Genomic DNA, 19,992 nt, shown 5'->3' with positions numbered 1-19,992 from the left:
GACCCTGGATGTACCCTGATGAAAATGAGCTGGACGTGGTTCCACAAACTGGGTTCCCCCAAATGGTTCTATGCCATCAGCGGCCGCATGCTGCCGTGGCTGACCATCGCTGCGGTGCTCCTGCTGCTGGTGGGCATCGCCTGGGGCCTGGCTTTCGCCCCGCAGGACTACCAGCAGGGCAACAGCTTCCGCATCATCTATATCCACGTCCCTGCGGCCATGCTCGCGCAGTCCTGCTACGTGCTGCTGGCGGTCGCCGGTGTGGTGGGGCTGGTGTGGAAGATGAAGCTGGCCGACGTCGCCCTGCAGTGCGCCGCCCCCATCGGCGCCTGGATGACCGCAGTGGCGCTGGTCACCGGGGCGATCTGGGGCAAACCGACCTGGGGCAGCTGGTGGGTGTGGGACGCGCGCCTGACCTCGATGCTGATCCTGCTGTTCCTGTACTTCGGCATCATCGCTCTGGGCCAGGCCATCAGTAACCGTGACAGCGCCGCCAAGGCCTGCGCGGTGCTGGCCATCGTCGGCGTGGTCAACATCCCGATCATCAAGTACTCGGTGGAGTGGTGGAACACCCTGCATCAGGGCGCCACCTTCACCCTCACCGAAAAACCGGCCATGCCCGCCGAGATGTGGCTGCCGCTATTGCTGACGGTGCTGGGGTTCTATTGCTTCTTCGGCGCCGTGCTGCTGCTGCGCATGCGCCTTGAAGTGCTCAAGCGCGAAGCGCGTGCCAGTTGGGTGCGCGAAGAGGTGCTCAGCAGCCTGGGCCGGGAGATCGTGCGATGAGTTTCGCCTCCTTCAGTGATTTCCTCGCCATGGGCCATCATGGCCTGTACGTGTGGTCGGCCTATGGCATCTGCCTCACGGTACTGGCGATCAATGTCGCCCTGCCGCTGCTGGCCCGCCGCCGCTACCTGCAAGAAGAGGCGCGCCGTCTGCGCCGGGAGAACCACCAGTGAATCCGCAGCGCAAGAAACGTCTGTTGCTCATCCTCGGCCTGCTGGTCGGCGTCGCCGTGGCCCTGGGCTTTGCCCTGAGTGCCCTGCAGCAGAACATCAACCTGTTCTACACGCCCACCCAGATCGCCAACGGCGAGGCACCGCAGGACACACGCATTCGCGCCGGCGGCATGGTCGAGAAGGGCTCGGTGCAGCGCTCGGCCGACTCGCTCGACGTACGCTTCGTGGTCACCGACTTCAACAAATCGGTGCCGATCACCTACCGTGGCATCCTCCCGGACCTGTTCCGCGAAGGGCAGGGCATCGTTGCCTTGGGCAAGCTCAACGCCGAGGGCGTGGTGGTGGCTGACGAGGTGCTGGCCAAGCACGACGAGAAGTACATGCCGCCTGAAGTGACCAAGGCGCTCAAGGAGAGCGGCCAGGCCGCCACTGCCGGCGAGGTCAAGCCATGAACGCTGCCCTGGTGATCCCCGAGCTTGGCCAGTTGGCGATGATCCTGGCGATCTGTTTTGCCGTGGTGCAGGCCAGCGTGCCGCTGCTCGGTGCCTGGCGTGGCGACCGTCTCTGGATGAGTCTGGCGCGCCCTGCGGCCTGGGGCCAGTTCGCCTTCCTCGCCTTTGCCTTCGCCTGCCTCACCCACGCCTTCATGACCGACAATTTCTCGGTCGCCTATGTCGCCCACAACTCCAACACCGCACTGCCCTGGTACTACAAGTTCAGCGCCGTGTGGGGCGCCCACGAAGGCTCGCTGCTGCTCTGGGCGTTGATTCTGGGTGGCTGGACCTTCGCCGTGTCGGTGTTCTCGCGCCAGTTGCCGCAAGTGATGCTGGCGCGGGTGCTGGCGGTGATGGGCATGATCAGCACCGGTTTCCTGTCGTTCCTGATCATCACCTCCAACCCGTTCACCCGCCTGCTGCCACAGGTGCCCACCGACGGTCGCGACCTCAATCCGCTGCTGCAGGACTTCGGCCTGATCGTCCATCCGCCGATGCTGTACATGGGCTACGTGGGCTTCTCGGTGGCCTTCGCCTTCGCCATCGCGGCGTTGCTCGGTGGTCGCCTGGATGCCGCCTGGGCGCGCTGGTCGCGGCCCTGGACCATCGTCGCCTGGGCCTTCCTCGGCATCGGCATCACGCTCGGCTCCTGGTGGGCCTACTATGAGCTGGGCTGGGGCGGCTGGTGGTTCTGGGATCCGGTGGAAAACGCCTCGTTCATGCCATGGCTGGTCGGCACTGCGCTGATTCACTCGCTGGCAGTGACCGAAAAGCGCGGGGTGTTCAAGAGCTGGACCGTGCTGCTGGCCATCGCGGCGTTCTCGCTGAGCCTGCTGGGTACCTTCCTGGTGCGCTCCGGGGTGCTGACTTCGGTACATGCCTTCGCCGCCGACCCGTCGCGCGGTGTGTTCATCCTGATCTTCCTGCTGTTCGTGGTCGGCGGCTCGCTGACCCTGTTCGCCCTGCGCGCACCGGTGGTCAAGAGCCACGTGGGCTTTGGCCTGTGGTCGCGCGAGACGCTGCTGCTGGCCAACAACCTGGTGCTGGTGGTGGCTGCCTCGATGATCCTGCTGGGCACGCTCTACCCGCTGGTGCTCGACGCCCTGACCGGCGCCAAGCTGTCGGTCGGCCCACCTTACTTCGATGCGTTGTTCCTGCCGTTGATGGCGCTGCTGATGGTAGTGCTGGCGATTGGTGTGCTGGTGCGCTGGAAGGATACGCCTGGCAAATGGCTGTTCGGCATGCTGATGCCGGTGCTGATCGGCAGCGCGATCCTGGCGCCGGTCGCCGGGCTGATCGTCGACGACTTCGACTGGCCGGCGCTCAGCGTCTTCGCCCTGGCCGCCTGGGTGGTGCTCGGCGGGGTGCGCGATATTCTCGACAAGACCCGTCACAAGGGCCTGCTCAAGGGACTGCGCGGCCTGCACCGCAGCTACTGGGGCATGCACCTGGCGCACCTGGGGTTGGTGGTGTGTGCCCTGGGCGTGGTGCTGTCGAGCAACAACAGCGCCGAGCGTGACCTGCGCATGGCGCCGGGCGAAAGCGTCGAGCTGGGCGGTTATCACTTCCTGTTCGAGGGCGCCAAGCACTTCGAGGGTCCGAACTTCATCTCCGACAGGGGCACCATCCGTGTGTCGCGCGAGGGGCGTGAAGTGACCGTGCTGCACCCGGAAAAACGCCTGTACACCGTGCAGCAATCGATGATGACCGAGGCCGGTATCGATGCCGGCTTTACCCGCGACCTCTATGTCGCCCTGGGCGAGCCACTGGAAAACGGTGCCTGGGCGGTACGGGTACACATCAAGCCCTATGTGCGCTGGATCTGGCTGGGCGGCTTGCTGACCGCACTGGGCGGGCTGCTCGCAGCGCTCGATCGGCGTTATCGCGTCAAGGTCACGGCGCGGGTGCGCGATACATTGGGCCTGTCTGGAGCGACGGCATGAAGCGTTGGATCATGGTAGTGCCATTGGCGGTGTTCCTGCTGATGGCCGTGTTTCTGTACAAGGGGCTGTTCCTCAAGCCCGACGAACTGCCGTCGGCGATGATCGGCAAGCCATTCCCGGCATTCTCGCTGCGGAGCGTGCAGGGCGACCGGACCCTGACCCAGGCCGACCTGCAGGGGCGACCGGCGCTGGTCAACGTCTGGGGCACCTGGTGCCCATCGTGCAAGGTCGAGCACCCTTACCTGAACCAACTGGCCGAGCAAGGCGTGGTGATCCACGGCATCAACTACAAGGACGACAACGCCGCCGCGCTCAAATGGCTGGCCGAGTTCCACAACCCTTACCAGCTCGACATCCGCGACGAGCAGGGCACTCTGGGCTTGGACCTTGGCGTGTACGGCGCGCCGGAAACCTTCCTCATCGACGCCAAGGGCATCATCCGCTACAAGCATGTCGGTGTGGTCGATGCCACGGTCTGGCGCGAGCAACTGGCGCCGTTGTACCAGGAACTGGTCGATGAGGAGCGGCCATGAAGCGCTGGCTTGCCGCCGCCTTACTTGGCTTGAGCCTGGCCGGCATGGCCAGGGCGGCCATCGATACCTATCAGTTCCGCGACGATGCCGAGCGCGAGCGCTACCAGCAACTGACCAAGGAACTGCGCTGCCCCAAGTGCCAGAACCAGGACATCGCCGACTCCAACGCACCGATCGCCGCCGACCTGCGCCGGGAGATCTTCCGCATGCTCGGCGAAAACCAGAGCAACCAGCAGATCATCGACTTCATGGTCGATCGCTACGGCGACTTCGTACGCTACAAGCCAGCGCTGACGGCGCGTACCTGGTTGCTCTGGTTCGGCCCTGGCGTGTTGCTGGCTGGCGGCTTCGTGGTGCTGGCGGTGATCGTCCGTCGGCGCCGCAGCCCGGTGGCGCACGGCAACTCCGAACTCTCCGTGGACGAACGCGAACGTCTCGCCAAACTGCTGGATAAAGAACAGACCCATGACTGAATTCTGGCTGAGTGCGGGCCTGCTGTTGCTCGCCGCCCTGGCTTTCCTGCTGATCCCGATCCTGCGTGGCCGCCGCCAGCAGCAGGCCGAAGAAGACCGCACCGCGCTCAACGTGGCCTTGTATCAGGAGCGGGTCGCTGAGTTGACTGCGCAGCAGGAGGCCGGGGTGCTCGACGCCGGGCAACTGGCCAAGGGCCGCGACGAGGCGGCCCGTGAACTGCTGTCCGACACCGAAGGTAGCGAGGCGCCGCGTCAGGGGCATCTGGGCAAGACCCTGCCGCTGGTGGCTGCCGTGCTGGTGCCGGTAATGGCGCTGGGGTTGTACCTGCATTTCGGCGCCGCCGACAAGGTCGAGCTGACCCGTGAGTTCGCCGATGCGCCGAAAACCATGCAGGAGATGACCACGCGCCTGGAGCGTGCCGTGCAGGCCCAGCCGGACTCTGCCGAGGGCCTGTATTTCCTCGGCCGCGCCTACATGGCCGACCAGCGTCCAGGCGATGCCGCCAAGGCCTTCGAGCGTGCGGTCGCCCTGGCCGGTCGTGAACCCGAGCTGCTCGGGCAGTGGGCCCAGGCGCAGTACTTCGCTGCCGACAAGCAGTGGAGTGCGCAACTGCAGAGCCTGACCGACGAAGCACTCAAGGCCGACCCGAATGAGGTTACCAGCCTGGGGCTGCGCGGCATCGCTGCCTTCGAGGGCGAGCGCTATCAGGAAGCGATCGATTACTGGCAGCGCCTGCTGGCGCAACTGCCCGAAGGCGACGCCTCGCGCGCTGCCTTGCAGGGTGGTATCGACCGTGCCGCCGACAAGCTCAAGGCCGATGGCGGCAAGCCGGTGCAGGCGGCGAGCCTGACCGTGCGTGTCGAGCTGGCCGCAGCGCTCAAGGACAAGGTCAAGCCGGACGACACCGTGTTCATCTTCGCCCGCGCCAGCAACGGCCCGCCGATGCCGCTGGCGGCCAAGCGGGTGACGGTGGCGCAGTTGCCGATCGAAGTGCAGCTGTCGGATGCCGACGCGATGATGCCGCAGATGAAACTGTCGGACTTCGCTGAAGTCCAACTGGTTGCGCGCGTATCGCGTGCCGGCCAGCCGACCCAGGGCGAGTGGATCGGCCAGAGCGCGCCGCTGGCTACCCGCGGCCAGCCAACACAGCAGCTGTCCATCGACCGACCCGACCGATAAGAGATTGCCGCCATGAACCGCAGCGTACGCCTGACCCTGATCACCCTGGCCCTGGGGCTTTCTGCCTGTACGGTGCACCAGCCAGGCGAGCGCGAGTCGCTGCCACCGATCGAGACCACGCCACCACCGCACCAGGGGCCGGTGGTCAAGCCGCTACCGGGCGGACAGTCCGCACCGCAGCCTGGCGCGCCGTCCGGTATTCCCAAGCCGATGCCACGCACCTCCGCGAGCTTCGCGCCCCCGCCAGGCGGTGCCAGCCACTGGGACCCGAAGCTTGGCGTCTATGTGCTGGAGAAGCAGCCCAACACCTTCTATCGTCAGCGCACCTACTACCGTTATGACAAGGGCTGGAGCTGGTCGCTGAGCCCCAATGGCCCCTGGCAGGAAACCGACAGCAGCGGTGTGCCGGGCGGGTTGGGCAGGGCCTTCGCGCAGTAAGTATCCTTCACGTCCCTGTCGTGGGCTCGCCCCCGCGATAGAGGCCCTCGCAGTCTCCCGCCGAACTGGCATAATCCCCCTCTGAATCGAACCGGAGGGTGGCATGAGCAAGACAGTCCTGGTACTGGTGGAAACCGTCGATGATTACCTGCCACTGCTGGAGCAGGCCGGTTACCGCCTGATTCGTGCCCCATCCCCGCAACAGCGTGCACAAGCCATCGCCCAGCATGCCGAGCAGATCGACGCTGTCCTCACCCGTGGCCCGCTGGGCCTGACCGGTGCTGAAATCCAGGCACTGCCCAAACTCGAAATCATCTGCGTGATCGGCGCAGGCTATGAGCAGGTCGACCTGGCCGCCGCGAAGGCCCGTGGCATCACCGTCACCAATGGTGCTGGCGCCAACGCAGGCCCGGTCGCCGATCACGCCATGGCCCTGTTGCTGGCGATGTTGCGCGACATTCCCCGGGCCGATGCCAGCACCCGGCGCGGTGAATGGAACCGAGTCATCAGCCCATCGGTGAGCGGCAAGCGCCTTGGCATCATCGGCCTTGGCGCCATCGGCCAGGCCATCGCCAAGCGTGCAGCCCAGGGCTTCGACATGAGCGTCAGCTACCACAGTCGCACGCCGCGTGGTGATGTGCCCTACACCTGGTACGACAGCCCGTTGCAACTGGCCCAGGCCGTGGACATCCTGGTGATCGCCACCCCGGGTGGTGCCGGTACCCTGCATCTGGTCGATGCCCCGGTGCTCGAGGCGCTTGGGGGCGAGGGGTATCTGGTCAATATCGCCCGCGCGAGCGTGGTCGATACCCAGGCACTGGTGCAGGCATTGCAGGCAGGCGTCATCGCTGGCGCAGCGTTGGATGTCTTCGATGACGAGCCTGCCGTGCCCGAGGCACTCAAGGTGTTGGGCAATACCGTGCTGACCCCACATGTCGCCGGCCAGTCGCCGGAAGCGGCGCGCGACACCGTGACCCTGGTGCTGCGCAATCTCCAGGCATTCTTCGCTGGCGAACCGGTGCTCACGCCAGTACTGTCGTAATCCCAGCTTTCGATCCCGCCTGACAAGGAGTGTGTGCATGCAACTTGAGATCTTCCAGGTCGATGCTTTTTCGGCCGAACCTTTTGGCGGTAACCCGGCGGCGGTGATTCCGCTGGACAGCTGGCTGCCGGACGATGTGCTGCAGCGCGTCGCCGAAGAGAACAACCTGTCCGAGACGGCCTACTTCGTGCGTAACGGCGAAGGCTTCGACCTGCGCTGGTTCACCCCGGCCGTGGAGGTCGATTTGTGCGGCCACGCCACCCTGGCTTCGGCCTGGGTGTTGTTCGAGCAGTTGCATGAGCAGGCCGATGTGTTGCGCTTCAATACCCGCAGCGGTGAGTTGCGCGTCAGTCGCGGTGCAGATGGCTTGCTGGCCATGGACTTCCCGGCCAAGCAACCTGTGGCGGTGGACATCCCCGATGGCCTGCTCGAGGCGCTCGGTCTGCCGAGCGCCCTCGCGCTGTACCGCTCGGATGACTTCGTGGTGGTGATCGACGATGCAGCGTTGATCGATCCGCTCAAGCCCGATTTCGTCGCGCTGTCGGCCTTCGATGTGCGTGGCATTGCCGTGACTGCGCCGGGGCGCGGCTTCGACTTTGTCACCCGCTGGTTCGGCCCTCGAGTGGGGATCAACGAAGATCCGGTGACCGGCTCGGCACACACCTCGCTGGCGCCTTACTGGTCCGAGCGCCTCGGCAAGCGCAGCCTCAGCTGCGAGCAGGGCGGGGTGCGCAAGGGGCAGTTGCAGTGCGAGGTGCCGGGTAACGGCCGAGTGATCATCAGCGGGCGTGGGGCGCTGTATATGCGAGGGACCGTGTTCATCTGACGGGCGAGGGTGGCTTGCGGGCCTCTTGTGGGAGCGGCGGTTCGCCGCTGCGACTTGCCCGCGAAGAGGGCTGTAGCTGCACCGCTATACTTTGCAGCTTCCTCACCCGCCAGGAGCCCCTCCCATGTCTCACACCAAGCACGGCGCCTGCCTCTGCGGCGCCACCCGCCTGACTGCCACGGTCGACAACCTCGAAGTCAACGCTTGCCACTGCAGCATGTGCCGCACCTGGGCCGGAGGCCCGATGTTGGCCGTGCACTGCACCCAGCCGCCCAGTTTCGAAGGCGCTGTTCCCAGCGTCTTCCGCTCCTCCGACTGGGCCGAGCGGGGCTTTTGCGGGCAGTGTGGCACTCACCTTTACTACCGCCTGATCGCCAAGAACGAATACGCGTTGCCGGTCGGCCTGCTCAAAGGCGATGACTGGCAGTTCACGATGCAGATCTACGTCGACGAGCGCCCGAGCTGGTACTGCTTCTCCAATCAGACCCAGGACCTCACCGGCGAGCAGGTCATGCAGCTGTTCAGCTAAGCGCGTTTCGCAACCATTCGGCGAAATTGTGGGATTGCATGCCGGACTGGCCCGACTTGACTGGAGACGGCAGCCATCGTGAAGGTGATGGGCGGCGTCCGGTGGTCGATGCGCCAGCACGACGTCGCCCCCGGACTTGCCAAATCCGTGCATTCCTGAGAAAAGGGCGGCCTCGAAATCTGCCGCAAGGAAATGACCGTGACTCAGGAACTGCACATCACCGAGATCCAGGAAGGCGACGGCAAGGCCGTGGTCAAAGGCGCCCTGATCACCACCCAGTACACCGGCTGGCTGGCCGACGGCAGCGAGTTCGACTCGTCCTGGTCGCGCGGCAAGCCCTTCCAGTGCGTGATCGGTACCGGCCGGGTGATCAAGGGCTGGGACCAGGGTCTGATGGGCATGCGCGTGGGCGGCAAGCGCAGACTGCAGGTACCCGCGCACCTGGGCTATGGCGAGCGCTCGGTGGGCAGCATCCCGCCGAACTCGGACCTGACCTTCGAGATCGAGTTGCTCGAGGTGCTGACGCGGGATGATTGATGTCCGGTTGTTGCAAGGGTGACGTAATTCGGCAACATCGATGGTCCAACATGGCTGCTGCCAGGGAGGGCCAGCATGGAAGAGCCCATCAGGCGGCCGGTGCCTTGCACCGCCGCCGGCAAGGATGGTGCACAAGCAAGGATGCTCCCCGTCCTTAGCCGAACGAGCCCTGCCATGAAGTGGATGCAATACCTGCGACGCCGTCACCTGTTTCTCGGTCTCACCCTCGCCGCGGTGCTGATACCGCTGACCCTCGATGTGGTGCAAAGTCGCGACCAGCACGGTGATGGAACCCAGACGCTGGTGTTCCTGCGCCATGCCGAGAAGCCCGGCGAGGGGCTGGGGCAACTGAACTGCCAGGGCCTCAACCGCGCCATCGACCTGGCCACGTTGCTGCCGGAGCGTTTCGGCGCTGCCGACTACGTGTTTGCAGCCGACCCCGGCCGGCATGTCGAGGAGGGCAGCGAGGATAAACGCTACAGCTACATCCGCCCGCTCATGACCATCAGTCCCAGCGCCATCCGCCTTGGGCTGCCGGTCAATATCGACTTCGGCGCCAACGACTACGACGATCTCGCCGAAGAACTGCTGCGCGCCAAGTACCGCAACGCCACGGTCTATACCGCCTGGTCGCACGGCTACCTGCCAGACCTGATCAACGCCGTGGCTGGCAAGGCCCTGGGCGAGAAGCGCGTCATCACCTCGGACTGGGACGGCGATGATTTCGACACGCTCTACGTGATCACCCTGACCTGGCATGACGGCAAGGCCACCATGCTCAGCCGCAACGTGCGTCAGGAACTCGATGGTGGGTCCGAGGTTTGCCCGACCTGATTCAGACGTTTCTGACTCGGTCGGGGTGTCCAGCCTGACTTATTTCCAGGTGACGACAAGGCACTGTTCACGGGTTTCCGGAAATTCGATACCGGGCGTGAGGAGTGCGTGGTTGCATGGAAATCGATCGGTCTTATCGGTTCATCGGTCATCGCGGCGTGACCTTCGATGTCATCGAGTTCACCGTGAGGGCCGATAACTGCTGCTGGGTCAATACGCTGCATATTCCAACAGCGGGCCGACATCAGTATCGCGTGGTCGGCAAGGTGAAGGAACTGTACGAGCGGATGCAGGCCGGGCAGTTGCCCTGCGTGATGGTGGTGGCGGTTTCATTGCCGTTGACGCGTGAGCAGGGGGATCAACTCAATATGCAGCGCTGGACCGTGGCGAGTGTGGTTTCGGGAGCTGTGGGCGGTGCGGTTGCGGCCGTGGCAGGTCCGCTGGCTGGCGGGTTGACAAAAGCCAGCGTGGTTCCGCTTGTCGCCTCCCGTCTTCCCACCTTCCATGCCGGCGATGTCCTGATAGGCATAGACGCGAGAGTCCGTGGTGGTATCGGGCCGCAGCACTCCTCGATTGCTGTCAGGCTTTACCAATGATGCTGGATATGTATGAAGATCCAGTGCAGATAGGCTTGATGCTGGTAGTGACGGTTATCATTGACCATGTCATCAAATCGCCTGTCTGGCGCAAGTGGCTTGGGCTGTTCCTATTTCCCTTTGGATTGTTCAGCCTACTTTTCGTCCAAGCCTGGTCCTACTACGGCATTGATCTAATGTTGTGGAAGTCGTGGTGCATGATGATGGGGTCATGCTTGTTCTTTCGTCGCTACCACCATGTGCAACGGGACTGATTGCACACTGTTGGCTACAAAGCCCTTCGACGCTCATCCTACGGGATGTCGAAGGGCGTTGGCCTTTAAGGGAATACCTTTCAAGGTGTATGCGTAGAGGCTGACAGGTGCTCGTCGGAAGCCTTTTAGCGCCTATGAGATCGAGCGCCGCCCGCGCGGCGCTCGATCTCATAGGCGCTGAAAAACTTTCGGCGAGCGCCTGTGAGCCCTCACGCAATCACATGCACATTGAAAGGCATAGGCCTTTAGGGGCTACCGCCCCAGCCGCATCGGCCAGCCCACCACCTTCTTCACCCGTGGCGTCGCATAGGTGCGCACTTTCGACGTGCTCAACCCCAGTCGCACCAGCGATTCGGCGATGGTCACCGCCGCACTCACGCCATCAACCACCGGCACGCCGGTACGCTGGCGAATCTGTTCGTCGAGCCCGGCCATGCCGCCGCAGCCCAGGCAGATCACCTCGGCCTTGTCGTCACGCACGGCACGCTCGGCCTGTTCGACGATGGCCTCCACGGCGCGCTGCGGGTCAGCTTCCAGCTCCAGCACCGCCAGGCCGCTGGCCCGTACCGAGGCGCAGCGGTCGTAGAGTCCGGACAGCTTCAGGCGATCCTCGATCAGCGGCACGGTGCGATCCAGCGTGGTGACCACCGAGTAGGCATGGCCCAGGTACATCGCGGTGCTGGCGGCGGCATCGGTGATGTCCACCACCGGTACATTGAGCAACTCCTGCAAACCTTCGCGGCCGTGCTCGCCGTACCCGGCCTGGATCACCGCGTCGTAGGGCTGGTCGTAGGCCAGCACCCGGTCCATCACGGCGATGGCGGCCAGATAGCTCTCGAAATTTCCTTCCACCGACTCTGCGCCGAACCAAGGCGTCAGCCCGACGATCTCGGTGCCGGGCGCTGCAACGCTGCGCGCCTGTTCGGCAATGGCCTCGGTGATGGCTTCGGTGGTGTTGACGTTGACGATCAGAATACGCATCAAAGAACTTCCCTTGATCAATGGCTGCTATGGTCGACGGCGATGGCTTCGCCGCTGACGTCGAGGTATTGGCGATTGCGCGGTGCGATCAGCAGGTAGAGCGCGGCCGCGGTACCTGCGCCGATCAGCCAGGAGAATGGCGCGACGCTGTGGAAGTGCGGTACCAGCGCCAGCACGATCGCCAGCAGGGCCGATGGAATGAACGCCGCGAGCGCCCGAAGGTTGACGCCACGCGAGTAGTGATAGGCGCCGGCCGGGTTCTCGCTGTACAGCTCCGGCACGTTGACCCGGCCTTTGCGCAGCAGCCAGTAGTCGGACATGATCACGCCGTACAGCGGGCCGAGCAGGGCGCCCAGGCCGGACAGGAAGTACACGATCACCAGCGGGCTGTTGTACAGGTTCCACGGCAGGATCAGCACCGCCACGGTGGCACTGATCAGCCCGGCGCGGCGGAAGTTCAGGTGGCGTGGTGCCAGGTTGCTGAGCACGAAGGCTGGCGCGACGAAGTTGGCCATGATGTTCACCGCAACGGTGACGATCAGGAAGGCCATGCAGCCGAGGACCAGGAACAGGGTGTTGGGGATGGTAGCGACGATCTGGGTCGGGCTGTCGATCACCTGCCCGTTGATCTGGAACTGTGCGCCGCACAGCACCACGGTGATCACCGCAAATACCAGGATGTTCATTGGCAGACCCCAGAAGTTGCCGACGCGGATGGTCCTGCGGCATGGCGAGGACCGGGCGAAGTCGCAGAAGTTGAGCACCAGGGTGCCGTAGATTGCCAGCCAGAGCGCGCCGCCGGCAAAGATGTTGCGCCACATCTCGTAGCCGGTCAGCGGATCGGCCACCGACCAGGCGATGCGCGCATCGTTCTTGAAGAACATCCAGGCGGCCAGGCTCGCCACGGTCAGCAGGATCACCGGCCCGGCGAAACCTTCGTAACGGCGCACCATCTCCATGCCGTAGGCGAGGATCACCAACTGCACGATCCAGATCGCCACGAAGCATACCCAGCCCAGGCTCGACAATCCGAGAATGCTGTCGTGGTCATAGGCGGCTACCTGTGGCCACACGGCGGTGAGCAGCACGCGCAGTACCACCGAGGCCAGGTAGGTCTGGATACCGAACCAGGCGATCGCGATCACCGCGCGGATCAGCGCGGGAATCTGCGCGCCATGGATACCGAAGGCGATGCGGCTCATGACCGGGAACGGTACGCCGGTCTTCTGGCCCATGTAGCCGGAGAGGTTCATGAAAAAGTAGACAAGCGCGGCACCGATCGCCAGAGAGACCAGAATCTGCCAGCCGCCAAGGCCCAGGGCGAACAGCCCCATGGCGAAAGAGTAGTTGGCGATGTTGTGCACATCGTTGGTCCACAGGGCGAAGATGCTGTAGCCACCCCAGCGCCGACCCTCGATGCGGGTTGGCGCAAGATCACGGTTGTGCAGGCGTGGACTCAGCTCGTACGGTCCGGCGGGGTTTTCCAGCGTGGTGGCGGTGGGGCTGGTGCTGGCAACGGAAAGTTCAGGGGCAAGGTCGAGACTGCTACTCATTCCGGCGGCTCCTGATGCGCTAGGACTGCGATGAGGCGGGCTTGCGCACGGGCTCGCCTTCTCGTCTGTGCAGCATTGGCATCACTGGGTTCTGGGCGCTAGCGGCCTGCGGGGCAGGCGCTGCGTGTTCTTGTGTATTTATGTTTTGTTTAAGTTGTATACAAAACACAAGTTCACTTAAGCCAGTTCCATGCCAGAGAGGGCACAGTTTCTGAGTTGCTATTACTTTGATTTGCTCCTGTTGTTTAGTAACGTTATGAAAATAAAGAACTATAAGCTGACCATTTGATCAGTATTTATTTTGCATTCACTTATTAGTTGATTTTAGAGTCAATTTTTATCGCCTTTCCGGTGTAACGTGTTGGGGCGTGTCCGTAACCAGTGCACACAAAAATGGCACTCTAGGTGACATTCTTGTGTACAAATCTTGGGTCATGCCATCGGTGGCAGGCGCCGCTTGACCGGTGTCTTCTTGATGATCGCGGTGTTGGTCTCGGCCAGGGTGTTGAGCCGGTCAAGCAGGGTGTCCAGCTGTTCCATCGAGCGCACATGCAGGCGGGCGATGAAGCAGTCCTCGCCAGTAACCTTGTCGCATTCGGTGAACTCGGGAATGGCGACGATCTGCCGCTCGACTTCCTGCAATTGCCCCGGCAGCGGTCGGATTCGCACGATGGCCTGTAACTGGTAACCGAAACAGCGTGGGTCGATTTCCACGGTGTAGCCGCGCAGCACGCCGCGTTCCTCCAGGCGGCGCAGCCGCTCGCTGACGCTGGGGGCGGAGAGGCCGCTGATCTGCGCCAGGGCCTTGAGCGAGCGGCGCGAATCCTCCATCAGGGCATTGATCAGCAGTTGGTCGATATCGTCGGTCATGCTTGCCTCGTCAGGTAAAAGTGCGAATCAGCCTTGATAGTAAAGGCGATTGGTGGTTCTGGCCTTGTTTATCCGCTGGAGTGCCCATGTCCGCGCCAGCATACTGTTGCCATCTTCGACAGGAGGCATGAGATGGACAGTTCGATTCGTCGCGGCTCGCTGGAAATGGTCGCCGCCATGCTGATTTCCGGAACCATTGGCTGGTTCGTGCTGGTGTCCGGGCAGCCGGTGCTGGACGTGGTGTTCTGGCGTTGTGTGCTGGGTGCTGGCACCTTGCTGCTGATTTGTGCGGTCATGGGCTTTCTCAAGCCCGGTATCCTGAGCCGCACCACCTTTCTGTTGGCGGTGCTCAGCGGGGTCGCCATCGTCGGCAACTGGTTGTTGCTGTTCGCCTCATATTCGCGCGCTTCGATCGCCATCGGCACGGCCGTATACAACGTCCAGCCGTTCCTGCTGGTGGGCCTGGCGGCGGTGTTTCTTGGCGAGCGGATTACCGCAGCCAAGCTGACCTGGCTGACACTGGCCTTCCTCGGCATGTTGGCGATCGTCAGCGCTCACGGGCAAGGGCAGGGCGGCGATGAGTACCTGCTGGGTATCGGCCTGGCATTGGGGGCGGCGCTGCTCTATGCCGTGGCGGCATTGATCATCAAGCGCTTGAGCGGAACCCCGCCGCACCTGATTGCCTTGATCCAGGTAAGTACCGGCGCACTGCTGCTGGCCCCTTGGGTCGGGTTCGGCGGGCTACCGGCAGCGCCTGCCGCGCTGGGTAGCCTGGTGACACTGGGGGTGGTGCATACCGGGTTGATGTACGTGCTGTTGTACAGCGCCATCCAACGCCTGCCCACGGCGCTGACCGGCGCCCTGTCGTTCATCTATCCGATTGCGGCAATTCTGGTGGACTGGGTAGCCTTCGGCCATCGCTTGGCACCGCTGCAGTGGCTGGGCGTGGCGCTGATCCTGCTGGCGGCGGCAGGGATGCAGCAGGGGTGGTGGTTCAGGTCGCGCAGGGCGGCCTCGGCCTCACAAAGCAGGTAGAATGGCGGTTTTTCGCTATGCGGCCCGCCATGACCTCCCCGATTCACACTCTGGAGCAGCACCTGCTCACCGCCCTCGACCCCGCGCCTGTCGAAACCCGTCGTCTGTTCCATGGCCGTGGCCGTTGCTGGCCGAGCCTGGAGCAGATCACCGTCGACTGGCTCGACGGGGTGCTGTTGGTCGCGCTGTTCCGCGAGCCGCCCGATGGCCAGTTGGCCGAGCTCGAGGCGATGCTGCGTGCCCTCGCCGAGCGCCCGCAATGGAGCGGACAGGCGATCCTGCTGCAGCACCGCTACCTGCCCGACAGCCCCGGTCAGTGGCTGCTCGGCGAGCCCTGCCAGCAGCGCGAGGTGATCGAGGACGGCTTGAAGTACCTGCTGGACCTGGGCGTTAGGCAGAACAACGGATTGTTCCTGGACATGCGCTACGGTCGCCGCTGGGTGCGGGAGCAGGCGGCGGGCAAGCGGATGCTGAATCTCTTCGCCTACACCTGCGGGTTCTCTGTGGCGGCCATCGCCGGTGGCGCACAGCAGGTGGTGAACCTGGACATGGCCAAGTCGGCGCTGTCGCGTGGGCGCGAGAACCACCGCCTCAATGGCCATGATGCGTCATGCGTCGCTTATCTCGGGCATGAGCTGTTCAAGTCGTGGGGCAAGGTGCGCAAGTACGGCCCGTACGACCTGATCATCATCGACCCGCCGACCTTCCAGCGCGGCAGCTTCGTGCTCACCCAGGACTACGCCAAGATCCTGCGTCGTTTACCTGAACTGCTGAGTGAGGGCGGGACAGTGCTGGCCTGCGTGAACGATCCGGCGATCGGCCCGGAATTTCTCATCGACGGCATGGCGCAGCAGGCGCCGCAGCTGGCCTTTGTCCAGCGTCTCGAGAATCCACCGGAGTTTCCCGATGCCGACCCACAAGGCGGGTTGAAGGCGCTGGTCTTCCAACGGCTGGGCTGAACCCGAGGACTCGGGTTCGGCCCGGTCGCTGATCAGTATTCGGACAGCGAAAACTCGGTCAGGCAGAAGGTCGGCACCCCGGCGGCTTGCAGGCGGCGCGAGCCTTCGAGCTCGGGCAGGTCGATGATCGCTGCAGCCTCGAATACCTTGGCCCCGGTACGGCGCACCAGGTTGGCGGCTGCGAGCAGGGTGCCGCCGGTGGCGATCAGGTCATCGAAGATCAGCACCGAATCGCCGTCGCACAGGCTGTCGGCATGCACTTCCAGGAAGGCTTCGCCGTATTCGGTCTGGTAGGGCTCCGACAGTACGTCGGCCGGCAGTTTGCCCTGCTTGCGGAACAGGATCAGGGGCTTGTTCAGTTGGTGGGCGATGATCGAGCCGATCAGAAAACCCCGTGCATCCATGGCACCGATGTGGCTGAACTCGGCCTCGACATAGCGCTCGATGAACTGGTCGGCGACATAGCGCAGCCCGCGTGGCGACTGGAACAGCGGAGTGATGTCACGAAAGATCACGCCCGGCTTGGGGAAGTCCACTACCGGACGGATCAGGGCTTTGAGGTCGAAGGTGTCGCTGTGCATGGGGCGGGTATCCTGGAAAAACGTGGCGTCAGTATACCCTGCCGTGGCAGCGATTAGACCTCCATCGCACCACCGGCCAGCGCGCACAGCTGGATCGGGTCGAGGATGTGCACTTCCTTGCCTTCGGCCTTGAGCAGGCCGTTCTGCTGGAAGCGGGTGAACACGCGCGACACGGTTTCCACCGCCAGGCCCAGGTAGTTGCCGATCTCGTTGCGCGACATGCTCAGGCGGAACTGGTTGGCCGAATAACCGCGGGCGCGGAAGCGTGCCGAGAGGTTGACCAGGAAGGTGGCGATCCGCTCGTCGGCGGTCTTTTTCGACAGCAGCAGCATCATCTGCTGGTCGTCGCGGATCTCGCGACTCATCACCCGCATCAGTTGGCGGCGCAGTTGCGGCAGTTGCACCGAGAGCTCATCGAGGCGTTCGAAGGGGATTTCGCAGACCGAGGTAGTTTCCTGGGCCTGGGCCGAGACCGGATAGGCTTCGGTGTCCATGCCCGATAGCCCGACCAGTTCGCTGGGCAGGTGGAAGCCGGTGATCTGTTCTTCGCCGGCATCGCTGAGGCTGAAGGTCTTGAGGGCGCCGGAGCGTACAGCGTAGACCGAGCCGAAATTGTCACCCTGGCGGAACAGGAACTCGCCCTTCTTCAGTGGGCGGCCGCGCTTGACGATTTCATCCAGTGCGTCCATGTCCTCGAGATTGAGCGACAGGGGCAGGCACAGAGGGGCCAGGCTGCAATCCTTGCAATGGGCCTGGCTGTGAGGGCGCAGTTTGACTGGCTCGGACATTTCTTTCGATCCTTGTGATAAAGCACACATAAGCTGTAAGGGTAACCCACAGCTGGACTAGAGGCCAGCCTGCACTTTTTTGGTGCGGCTTGGCGGCACCCTGCGCGGATGAGTTCGGGCGCCTTCTACCAATCCATGGTGTGCCTGACAAGGCCGACTGTCCATGCGGTGTAACGTCTCGGAAAAACCGACTAGATGACCCGGGAAAAACGTTGGCGATTGTGCAGGTCCAGGTAGGCATCGAACACCATGCAGACCGAGCGCACCAGCAGCCGACCTGCCGGCAGCACCTTGATACCGCGGCTGTCGAGGGTGATCAGACCGTCACGCTGCATGGCCTGCAGTTGCGGCCAGAGCCCTTTGAAGTAACCACGAAAGTCCAGGGTGAAAGCCTGCTCGATCTGCTCGAAGTCCAGTTCGAAATGACAGATCAGTTGCTGGATCACGGCCCTGCGCACACGGTCATCCTGATTGCACAGCAGGCCACGCTGGGTCGCCAGTTGGGCGCTGGAGAGGGTGTCCTGGTAGGTGTTCAGGTCGCTGCTGTTTTGGCAGTAGAGATCGCCGATCTGACTGATAGCCGAAACCCCCAGCCCCACGAGGTCGCAATGACCGTGGGTGGTGTAGCCCTGGAAGTTGCGTTGCAGGGTACCTTCCTCCTGGGCGATGGCCAGTTCATCGTCGGGCAGGGCGAAGTGGTCCATGCCGATATAGCGATAGCCGGCGGCAGTGAGTTGCTCGATGGTGTTGTGCAGCATTTCCAGCTTGGCGGCCGGGGCTGGCAACTCGGCGGCGTCGATGCGTCGCTGGGGCATGAAGCGTTCGGGCAGGTGCGCATAGTTGAACACCGACAGGCGGTCTGGCTGCAGGCGAATCACCTCCTCGACGGTGCGGGCGAAACCTTCCGGGCTCTGGCGTGGCAGGCCGTAGATCAGGTCGAGGTTCACCGAGCGGAATTGCAGGGTGCGTGCGGCTTCCACCAGAGCGCGGGTCTGCTCCAGGCTCTGCAGGCGGTTGATCGCTCGCTGCACGGCCGGGTCCAGGTCCTGCACGCCGAGGCTGACACGGTTGAAGCCCAGCTCGCGCAACAGGCCCATGGTCGACCAGTCGGCTTCGCGCGGGTCGAGTTCGATGCCGTAGTCACCCGAATCATCATCCAGCAGGTTGAAATGCTGGCGCAGGCAGGTCATCAGCTGGCGCAGTTCCACATGGCTGAGAAAGGTGGGAGTGCCACCGCCGAAATGCAGTTGTTCGACCCGTTGCTTGGGGTCGAGGTGACAGGCGATCAGCTGGATCTCCTGCTCCAGGCGCTGCAGGTAGGGCGCGGCGCGGGCGCGGTCTTTGGTGATGACTTTGTTGCAGGCGCAGTAGTAGCAGATGTTGGCGCAGAACGGCACGTGCACGTACAACGACAGCGGGCGCACCGCACGGCGGCTTTCGCGCAGGGCATGCAGCAAGTCGAACGAACCCACTTCGCCATGCAATTGCACGGCGGTCGGGTAGGAGGTGTAGCGTGGTCCGGCCAGATCGTAGCGACGGATCAGGTCGGCATCCCAACGTAGGTCGTCGAGCATGTGGGCAGTCCCCGGATAGAGCAGCAGTGCCCGGAGTCTAGATATGTCTGTAGGAAGGGGTCTTGACTTGTATCAAGCCGAGTCGGCAGTCACCTGGTGCAACACTCTCAGGCGATCAATGCCCCATCAGCCAGTGCTGGTGCGGCCCAGGTAGCGTCCACAGGCCGAACAGCATCACCAACACTCCGCCCGCCATGCGCACGCTGCGCCGCCGTAGCAGCGCGTTGGCCCGTTCTGCGGCCAGGCCCGTGGCCAGCAACACTGGCCAGGTGCCGATACCGAATGCCAGCATCAGCGCGGCGCTGTGCGCGGCGTTGCCCTGGCTCGCCGCCCACAGCAAGGTACTGTAGACCAGCCCGCAGGGCAGCCAGCCCCACAGTGCGCCGAGCAGCAGGGCCCGCGGCAGGCTCGAGACCGGCAGCAGGCGCGACGCCAGCGGCTGGATGTGTCGCCACAAGCCTCGGCCCAGGGCCTCGATCCGGGTCAGCCCACTCCACCAGCCGGCCAGGTACAAGCCCATGGCGATCAGCAGCAAGGCTGCCACCACTCGCAGCAGTTGGGCGGCAGGGCTGCTGGCCAGGGCCCAGCCGGCCAGGCCCAGCAGCAGCCCGGCGGCCGCGTAGCTGAGCACGCGGCCGAGGTTGTAGGCAACCAGCAGGCGCAGGCGGCGGGCGCGTTGTTCGGGCGGGATGGCCAGGGTCAGGGCGCCCATCAGGCCGCCGCACATGCCCAGGCAGTGGCCACCGCCCAGCAGGCCGAGCACCAGGGCGGAACCGAGCAGCGGGAGCAGGTCAGACACGCGGGGTGGGATCCTTGTCGTCGGGCTGTTCGGGCTTGGCTTCTTCGGGTTTCACCGCGGCCTGGTGGCGCGGGTCCTGATCGTCGAACAGGATGCTGTGGGCAGGGCCCTCGAGGTCATCGTACTGGCCGCTGTCCACGGCCCAGAAGAAGATGTACACCGCCACGCCGACGAGCAGCAGGGCGGCGGGGATCATCACATAGAGGGCGGGCAT

Annotated in this window: 24 protein-coding genes; 16 read left to right on the top strand and 8 right to left on the bottom strand. The window is 63.9% G+C overall.

Features of this window, described 5'->3' with window-relative positions:
* Positions 1 to 18: 18 nt before the first annotated feature.
* From ACNFHO_RS05325 to ACNFHO_RS05260, 14 genes are all read left to right on the top strand, one after another.
* Entirely contained in the window at positions 19 to 786 is a 768-nt protein-coding gene (locus ACNFHO_RS05325) for a heme ABC transporter permease (protein WP_063545668.1), read from the top strand.
* The gene (gene ccmD / locus ACNFHO_RS05320) at positions 783 to 959 is read left to right on the top strand and encodes a heme exporter protein CcmD (protein WP_063545667.1); all 177 of its coding nucleotides are present in this window, start codon (positions 783 to 785) and stop codon (positions 957 to 959) included. The genes ACNFHO_RS05325 and ccmD overlap by 4 nt, the downstream gene beginning before the upstream one ends.
* A complete protein-coding gene (gene ccmE / locus ACNFHO_RS05315) occupies positions 956 to 1,411 on the top strand; it encodes a cytochrome c maturation protein CcmE (RefSeq protein WP_054895613.1) in 456 nt (151 codons plus the stop codon). Before ccmD ends, ccmE begins: the two co-directional genes overlap by 4 nt.
* 11 nt (positions 1,412 to 1,422) lie before the next feature.
* Entirely contained in the window at positions 1,423 to 3,396 is a 1,974-nt protein-coding gene (locus ACNFHO_RS05310) for a heme lyase CcmF/NrfE family subunit (RefSeq protein ID WP_416765876.1), read from the top strand.
* A complete protein-coding gene (locus ACNFHO_RS05305; protein WP_112898854.1) occupies positions 3,393 to 3,929 on the top strand; it encodes a DsbE family thiol:disulfide interchange protein in 537 nt (178 codons plus the stop codon). The genes ACNFHO_RS05310 and ACNFHO_RS05305 overlap by 4 nt, the downstream gene beginning before the upstream one ends.
* Positions 3,926 to 4,402, top strand: coding sequence for a cytochrome c-type biogenesis protein (locus ACNFHO_RS05300; protein ID WP_112898853.1), 477 nt, complete (start codon positions 3,926 to 3,928; stop codon positions 4,400 to 4,402). Before ACNFHO_RS05305 ends, ACNFHO_RS05300 begins: the two co-directional genes overlap by 4 nt.
* Positions 4,395 to 5,582, top strand: coding sequence for a c-type cytochrome biogenesis protein CcmI (gene ccmI / locus ACNFHO_RS05295; RefSeq protein ID WP_416765538.1), 1,188 nt, complete (start codon positions 4,395 to 4,397; stop codon positions 5,580 to 5,582). Before ACNFHO_RS05300 ends, ccmI begins: the two co-directional genes overlap by 8 nt.
* A gap of 12 nt (positions 5,583 to 5,594) precedes the next feature.
* Positions 5,595 to 6,020, top strand: coding sequence for a hypothetical protein (locus ACNFHO_RS05290; protein ID WP_416765536.1), 426 nt, complete (start codon positions 5,595 to 5,597; stop codon positions 6,018 to 6,020).
* 103 nt (positions 6,021 to 6,123) lie between these two features.
* Entirely contained in the window at positions 6,124 to 7,062 is a 939-nt protein-coding gene (locus tag ACNFHO_RS05285) for a 2-hydroxyacid dehydrogenase (RefSeq protein ID WP_063545661.1), read from the top strand.
* Positions 7,063 to 7,099: 37 nt separating this feature from the next.
* Complete coding sequence (locus ACNFHO_RS05280; protein ID WP_416765534.1) at positions 7,100 to 7,888, top strand: PhzF family phenazine biosynthesis protein; 789 nt, start codon at positions 7,100 to 7,102, stop codon at positions 7,886 to 7,888.
* 124 nt (positions 7,889 to 8,012) lie between these two features.
* Positions 8,013 to 8,417, top strand: a complete 405-nt coding sequence (locus ACNFHO_RS05275) for a GFA family protein (RefSeq protein ID WP_063545659.1) — start codon at positions 8,013 to 8,015, stop codon at positions 8,415 to 8,417.
* Positions 8,418 to 8,615: 198 nt separating this feature from the next.
* Positions 8,616 to 8,954 carry an FKBP-type peptidyl-prolyl cis-trans isomerase gene (locus ACNFHO_RS05270; RefSeq protein WP_054894778.1) on the top strand — a complete coding sequence of 113 codons (339 nt, stop codon included), beginning with the start codon at positions 8,616 to 8,618 and terminating at the stop codon, positions 8,952 to 8,954.
* Positions 8,955 to 9,128: 174 nt separating this feature from the next.
* Positions 9,129 to 9,788 (top strand): hypothetical protein, encoded by a 660-nt coding sequence (locus ACNFHO_RS05265; RefSeq protein ID WP_054894750.1) that lies wholly within the window; start codon positions 9,129 to 9,131, stop codon positions 9,786 to 9,788.
* Between the two features lie 116 nt (positions 9,789 to 9,904).
* On the top strand, positions 9,905 to 10,384 hold the full coding sequence (locus tag ACNFHO_RS05260; protein ID WP_416765532.1) for a hypothetical protein: 480 nt from the start codon (positions 9,905 to 9,907) through the stop codon (positions 10,382 to 10,384).
* A 506-nt stretch (positions 10,385 to 10,890) separates the two neighbouring features.
* Here the strand turns inward: ACNFHO_RS05260 and ACNFHO_RS05255 are convergent.
* The 3 genes from ACNFHO_RS05255 to ACNFHO_RS05245 form a co-directional block, all read right to left on the bottom strand.
* A complete protein-coding gene (locus tag ACNFHO_RS05255) occupies positions 10,891 to 11,619 on the bottom strand; it encodes an aspartate/glutamate racemase family protein (RefSeq protein WP_054894753.1) in 729 nt (242 codons plus the stop codon).
* A gap of 17 nt (positions 11,620 to 11,636) precedes the next feature.
* Complete coding sequence (locus tag ACNFHO_RS05250; protein WP_416765530.1) at positions 11,637 to 13,172, bottom strand: NCS1 family nucleobase:cation symporter-1; 1,536 nt, start codon at positions 13,170 to 13,172, stop codon at positions 11,637 to 11,639.
* A 432-nt stretch (positions 13,173 to 13,604) separates the two neighbouring features.
* A complete protein-coding gene (locus ACNFHO_RS05245) occupies positions 13,605 to 14,042 on the bottom strand; it encodes an Lrp/AsnC family transcriptional regulator (protein WP_063545655.1) in 438 nt (145 codons plus the stop codon).
* A 132-nt stretch (positions 14,043 to 14,174) separates the two neighbouring features.
* Here ACNFHO_RS05245 and ACNFHO_RS05240 point away from each other — a divergent pair, with 132 nt between their 5' ends.
* Positions 14,175 to 15,077 (top strand): DMT family transporter, encoded by a 903-nt coding sequence (locus ACNFHO_RS05240; RefSeq protein WP_054894756.1) that lies wholly within the window; start codon positions 14,175 to 14,177, stop codon positions 15,075 to 15,077.
* A gap of 29 nt (positions 15,078 to 15,106) precedes the next feature.
* The gene (locus tag ACNFHO_RS05235; protein WP_416765527.1) at positions 15,107 to 16,036 is read left to right on the top strand and encodes a class I SAM-dependent methyltransferase; all 930 of its coding nucleotides are present in this window, start codon (positions 15,107 to 15,109) and stop codon (positions 16,034 to 16,036) included.
* A 32-nt stretch (positions 16,037 to 16,068) separates the two neighbouring features.
* Here the strand turns inward: ACNFHO_RS05235 and ACNFHO_RS05230 are convergent, their stop codons facing one another.
* The 5 genes from ACNFHO_RS05230 to ccoS all read right to left on the bottom strand — a co-directional run bounded on the left by ACNFHO_RS05230 (position 16,069) and on the right by ccoS (position 19,992).
* Positions 16,069 to 16,617: an adenine phosphoribosyltransferase gene (locus ACNFHO_RS05230; protein ID WP_063545653.1), complete on the bottom strand. Its 549-nt coding sequence runs from the start codon at positions 16,615 to 16,617 to the stop codon at positions 16,069 to 16,071.
* 53 nt (positions 16,618 to 16,670) lie between these two features.
* The gene (fnrA, locus tag ACNFHO_RS05225) at positions 16,671 to 17,405 is read right to left on the bottom strand and encodes a Crp/Fnr family transcriptional regulator FnrA (protein ID WP_054894758.1); all 735 of its coding nucleotides are present in this window, start codon (positions 17,403 to 17,405) and stop codon (positions 16,671 to 16,673) included.
* 191 nt (positions 17,406 to 17,596) lie between these two features.
* Positions 17,597 to 18,979: an oxygen-independent coproporphyrinogen III oxidase gene (hemN, locus tag ACNFHO_RS05220; RefSeq protein WP_063545652.1), complete on the bottom strand. Its 1,383-nt coding sequence runs from the start codon at positions 18,977 to 18,979 to the stop codon at positions 17,597 to 17,599.
* A gap of 115 nt (positions 18,980 to 19,094) precedes the next feature.
* Positions 19,095 to 19,778 carry a sulfite exporter TauE/SafE family protein gene (locus tag ACNFHO_RS05215; RefSeq protein ID WP_416765525.1) on the bottom strand — a complete coding sequence of 228 codons (684 nt, stop codon included), beginning with the start codon at positions 19,776 to 19,778 and terminating at the stop codon, positions 19,095 to 19,097.
* Positions 19,771 to 19,992, bottom strand: a complete 222-nt coding sequence (gene ccoS / locus ACNFHO_RS05210) for a cbb3-type cytochrome oxidase assembly protein CcoS (RefSeq protein ID WP_054894761.1) — start codon at positions 19,990 to 19,992, stop codon at positions 19,771 to 19,773. Before ccoS ends, ACNFHO_RS05215 begins: the two co-directional genes overlap by 8 nt.

This window comes from Pseudomonas sp. NY15374, assembly GCF_048068255.1.
In the GTDB taxonomy this organism is placed as follows: domain Bacteria; phylum Pseudomonadota; class Gammaproteobacteria; order Pseudomonadales; family Pseudomonadaceae; genus Aquipseudomonas; species Aquipseudomonas machongensis.
The sequence above is the reverse complement of the archived record's forward strand: the minus strand, read 5'-3'. Positions and strand labels throughout refer to the sequence as shown.